The organism is uncultured Corynebacterium sp., from assembly GCF_902782855.1.
GTDB lineage: Bacteria > Actinomycetota > Actinomycetes > Mycobacteriales > Mycobacteriaceae > Corynebacterium.
In genome coordinates, this window is the sequence record NZ_CACZOO010000233.1 from 1 (window position 1) to 5022 (window position 5022).

General features: G+C 67.9%; 5 protein-coding genes. 4 read left to right on the forward strand and 1 reads right to left on the reverse strand.

Translation table 11 applies throughout. From position 1 onward, the window contains the following. On the reverse strand, positions 1-507 hold a 507-nt coding region (locus QZV72_RS09690; protein WP_297007902.1), incomplete at its 3' end, for an Hsp70 family protein. A gap of 225 nt (positions 508-732) precedes the next feature. Here QZV72_RS09690 and QZV72_RS09695 point away from each other — a divergent pair. The 4 genes from QZV72_RS09695 to QZV72_RS09710 form a co-directional block, all read left to right on the forward strand. Further along, on the forward strand, positions 733-1668 hold the full coding sequence (locus QZV72_RS09695; protein WP_297007905.1) for an alpha/beta hydrolase fold domain-containing protein: 936 nt from the start codon (positions 733-735) through the stop codon (positions 1666-1668). 129 nt (positions 1669-1797) lie between these two features. Next, on the forward strand, positions 1798-2745 hold the full coding sequence (locus tag QZV72_RS09700) for a hypothetical protein (RefSeq protein ID WP_297007909.1): 948 nt from the start codon (positions 1798-1800) through the stop codon (positions 2743-2745). Positions 2746-2791: 46 nt separating this feature from the next. Then, complete coding sequence (locus QZV72_RS09705) at positions 2792-4039, forward strand: pyridoxal phosphate-dependent aminotransferase (RefSeq protein WP_297007912.1); 1248 nt, start codon at positions 2792-2794, stop codon at positions 4037-4039. A gap of 13 nt (positions 4040-4052) precedes the next feature. Then, positions 4053-5022, forward strand: a 970-nt coding sequence (locus QZV72_RS09710; RefSeq protein ID WP_297007914.1) for a sensor histidine kinase, incomplete at its 3' end; no start/stop codon positions are given.

The window sequence follows — 5022 nt, forward strand, 5'->3', positions numbered from 1 at the left end:
CAGGATGGTCTGCTCCTTGTCGCCCTTCTCCAGACCGTAGGCCAGGGCGGCGGCGGTCGGCTCGTTGACGATGCGCAGGACGTTGAGTCCGGCGATCTGGCCGGCATCCTTGGTGGCCTGACGCTGGGCGTCGTTGAAGTAGGCCGGGACGGTGATGACGGCGTCGGTGACGTCCTCACCGAGGTAGGACTCGGCGTCCCTCTTGAGCTTCATGAGGGTACGCGCGGAGATCTCCTGCGCGGTGTACTTCTTGCCGTCGATCTCGCCGGTGGTCCAGCCGTCGTCACCGATGTGGCGCTTGACGGAGCGGATGGTGCGGTCGACGTTGGTGACGGCCTGGTTCTTGGCCGACTGTCCGACGAGCACTTCACCGTTCTTGGCGAAGGCGACGACGGACGGGGTGGTGCGGGCGCCCTCGGAGTTGGCGATGACGACGGGCTCGCCACCCTCCAGAACAGAAACCACCGAGTTGGTGGTACCGAGGTCAATTCCCACTGCGCGTCCCATAATGACGTCCTCCTGTTGTTGGTGCTGAAGTTGTTGCACTGTTTGTTCAGTGAGCCGGACTCAAGTCTGCATCCGGCGAACCGGACTGTCAAGCCTAGTTGAGTATGTCCGGCTCAACTTGTTGACATACGGTACAACGGCACACGCCACAGACTTGTTCCCGGTACGCTCAACTTTTTCCGGATCTTTTCCCGGAGACCGTCTGACCACCTACGATCGGACCTCATGAGCCTGCAGATGAAGCTGTTCGCCGCCTACGCGAAGCGCCACCGGCGCATGACATGGGCGTCCGGTGACCGGGTCCGCGACCTCATGTCCCGGCCCCGCCACTCCGCTCCTGTCCCGCACGAGCTCTACCAGGTCAACCATGTCGTGAAGACCGAGGTCACCGTCACCGGCGGCACCTTCACCGTGCACAGTCTCGTCCCCGCCACCGACGCGCCCCGTGACACCCCGCTCGACATCTGCGTCTACCTCCACGGCGGCGGCTACGTCAACGGCCTCGACGAACGCCACTGGAAGCTGGTCAGCGACCTCGCGGGTGCGGGCATGCGGGTCATCGTCCCGGACTACGGGCTCGCCCCGGACCACGACGCAAAGACCGCCCTCGCCCTGCTGGACAGGGTCATCGGTGATGCCGCGGCCCAGGCTGCGGTGACCGGTCACCGGTTGCGTCTCGCCGGGGACTCCGCCGGCGGCGGTCTCGCCCTGGGGTGGATTCTCTCGACCGCTGCGGCGGACGCGGCCGCGGCCGTCGACCGGCTCGCCCTGGTCTCCCCCTGGCTCGACGTCACCTGCTCCACCCCCGGGACCGACGCCCTCATCGCCGACGACCCCTGGCTGCACCCGGCGGGGCTGCGTGTCGCCGGTGAGGCCTGGGCGGGCAACCTGAGACCGGACGACCCGCTGGTCAGTCCGCTGGCGGCGACAGACGCGCAGCTGGCGTCCCTCCCGCCGGTCGGGGTCTGGACAGGAACCCGGGACATCCTCCACGCCGATGCCGTCGCCCTCGACCGGCGACTGACCACGTGCGGGGTGAAGCACGCGATGCACGTATCCGCGGGCGCGGTGCACGTCCACCCACTGACGCCGACCCCGGAGGGGAGGGCCGCACGCCGCGGGATCATCGCGTGGATTAACGGTGGTCCGGACTCCGACTAGTATGGAACAGTCCATAACGTACAGCCCGGCCCCGGAGACCGGCCCCGGAAACCGACCCCGGCGACCGACCCCGGGTCCCCGGCGACCGACCCACAGACCGACGCAGGCCCGACGGAACGAAGAAATCAGATGAACGAACCCTCAGATCCCCAGCGCTCCACCGGTGGTGACCGCCCCCGGGACACCGCGGCGTTCGAGGACACGGAGTTCTCTTTCGGAGACGCAGCAACCCGCGGGTACACCGCCGATGTCGTGGGGAACGCCGGCACCGGCGGTACCGGCGGTGACGACGTCATCGACGCCGATGTGGTCGGCGGAGATGTCACCGGCGCAGAGGCTCTGGGCAGTACCTCGGACCCGGAGATGACCGGCATCATCCCCGCGGTGCACGACGACAGCCCCCGTCCGGCGACTCTGCCTCCCCCCGCGACGGCGGCAGCCGGGACCGTTGCTCCGGCGACCCCGTCTGAGACTCCACCACCGACCACCGCCACCTCCCCGACCTCGGTCGGGGACGAGGAAAGGGACGGGGACGGGGCCGACGACACCGGGGACGACCGGCGCCGTGGCCTCGCCGCCGTCCCCCCGTGGGCCTGGGTCCTGGGCGCCGGCGCGGTCCTCGCCGCCCTGGTCGGGCTGGTCTCGGTCGGACTCATGCGCGGCAACGACGTCACCGACTCCTCACCGCTGACCAGCGTGGTGCCGAGCTACGACCGCCCGTCCGCCTGGGACTCCCGCACCGCCACCTCCGTCGCCGCAGTCCCACCCGTACAGCAGGGGTACGGATTCGACCCCTACAGTGACGGTCTCGGCAGCGGGGCCGGTACCGGCTCCTACGGCACCGACAGCGGTACCGGCACCGGCGGCGGCGCCACCGACACCACAGACGGCAGCGCCACGGACACCGGCGAGTCCGGGCCTGGCGGCGGCGGCCATGACTCCGGCGACCCCGAAGACACCGGGACCCCGGGGAACACCACCTCCCCCGGGGACACCGGCGGACCGGGCACCGGAACCGGAGACACCGACGGTGGCGCAGGTGACACGGACAACCCGGGCGGGGAGACCACCGAATAGCGGGGTACCGGGGCGCGGTGCCCCCCACGCTGGCATGATGGGACGAATGAGCACCACACCGAAGCACCCCGTGGAGCTTCGTCCCCTGGACCAGTCGACGAAGCTCCAGAATGTCCTCTACGAGATCCGCGGCCCGGTCAATGCCGAGGCCGAGCGCATGGAGGCCGACGGCCACCGGATTCTCAAGCTCAACACCGGTAATCCGGCCGCCTTCGGCTTCGATGCCCCGGACACCATCGTCCAGGACATGATCACCGCCCTGCCCTCCGCCGCCGGATACTCCCAGTCCAAGGGCATCCCCTCCGCCCGACGCGCGGTTGTGGCGCGCTACGAGGTCATCCCCGATTTCCCGACGTTCACCACCAACGACGTCTATCTCGGCAACGGCGTCTCCGAACTGATCTCCATGACCACGCAGGCCCTGCTCAACGACGGCGACGAGGTCCTCATCCCCTCGCCGGACTATCCGCTGTGGACCGCGGCGACGACCCTGGCCGGTGGAAAGGCCGTCCACTACCTCTGCGACGAGGAGAACGGCTGGGCGCCGTCGATCGAGGACATCGAGTCGAAGGTCACACCACGGACCAAGGCGATCGTCGTCATCAACCCGAACAACCCGACGGGCGCGGTCTACAGCCGTGAAGTGCTTGAGCGGATTGTCACGGTCGCCCGGGAGCACTCCCTGCTGGTGCTCTCCGACGAGATCTACGACAAGATCCTCTACGATGACGCGGTCCACATCAACACTGCGTCCCTGTGCCCTGACCTGCTGTGCATCACCTTCAACGGCTTGTCGAAGGCGTACCGCGCCGCAGGTTTCCGCTCCGGCTGGATGGTGCTGACCGGGCCGAAGGCGCACGCGAAGGGCTTCATCGAGGGTATCGAGCTGTTGTGCTCGACCCGACTGTGCGCCAATGTCCCGGCCCAGTACGGAATCCAGGTTGCACTGTCCGGACGCCAGTCCATCGATGACCTGGTGCTTCCCGGCGGGCGTCTGCTGGAGCAGCGCAACGTGGCCTATGAGAAGCTCAATGAGATTCCCGGTGTGAGCTGCGTGAAGCCGATGGGCGCGCTCTACGCGTTCCCGAAACTGGACCCGAACGTCCACGAGATCCACGACGACGAGCAGTTCATGTTCGACCTGCTCCGTGCCGAGAAAATTCACCTGGTCCAGGGCACCGGCATGAACTGGCCGACCCCCGACCACTTCCGCGTCGTCACCCTGCCGTGGGCCCGCGACCTCGCCGAGGCGATTGAACGACTCGGCAACTTCCTCGCGAGCTACAAGCAGTAGCCGGGAGGTGGCGGTGAACAGGCTGAGACCGAGGATCCCGTTCGGGGCCCCCGAGATCGTGCTGGCGGTACTCGTGCTGGTCACCGAGTTCGTCGTCTCCTCCGAACCCGTCACCCCGGAGTCCGTGGCGTGCGCCGTGGCAGGTGTCCTTCTGGTGGTGGCTGCGGCGCGGTGGCCGCAGACGGCGGCGGTGCTGTCGGTCCCCTTCGCCATCGCGTCCTCCTATGTCGCGGGGGACGCAGGCACCTTCGCCATCTTCTTCGTCGTCATCCTCATTGAGGTGGTCACTGCCAACGGCCTTGCCGGAGTGGGTCTCATACTGGTCCTGGTGCAGACCGGACTGGCCATGGTGGATTTCTCCGGCCACACGGTGGACACGGATCCCACTGTCCTGGTGGTGATCCTGGTCATCCTCGGCACCAGCTTCCTCTTCGGCCGCAACCGTCTCACCCAGGAGATCCGGAACGCCGCTCTGCGACGCACGCTCGCCGACACTCAACGCCGACAGCGGCTGGGGCTGGCGCGAGACCTCCATGACTCGGTCGCCACCTCACTGACCAGTGTGGTCATGAGGTCCCAGGCACTGGAGCTCACGGCCACCGGGGACGAGAACAGTGAGCTCCGCGACGGTCTTGCGGATATCTCCCGGACCTCCCGGGCGGCTCTGGAGCAGCTGCGGACCATGCTGCGACTGCTGAACTCGGAGATGCAGGCCGGTCAGGACTCCTCCCTGACCGGTCCACCGCCGACGGTCCGCGCGGCGCTGGCCACCGCGACACGTGAACTGCGGGCCCACAACCTCCGGGTGAACTCACACATGGCCCTGCCCCGCGCCGGTGAGCCGGTGGTGGACCGGCGGACGCTCTCCCGGGTCCTCACCGAGATGACCTCCAATGCCGTGAAGCACTCCCCCGACCACGCGACCGTGGAGATCGCCTGCCGGACGACCGACGACACACTCATCGTCTCCATGACCAACCCGG

What these genes read in the sequence shown, in the direction of transcription:
- QZV72_RS09695 (WP_297007905.1), top strand. Translation starts at nt 733, where the DNA reads ATGAGCCTGCAGATGAAGCTGTTCGCCGCCTACGCGAAGCGCCACCGG.
- QZV72_RS09700 (WP_297007909.1), top strand. Translation starts at nt 1,798, where the DNA reads ATGAACGAACCCTCAGATCCCCAGCGCTCCACCGGTGGTGACCGCCCC.
- QZV72_RS09705 (WP_297007912.1), top strand. Translation starts at nt 2,792, where the DNA reads ATGAGCACCACACCGAAGCACCCCGTGGAGCTTCGTCCCCTGGACCAG.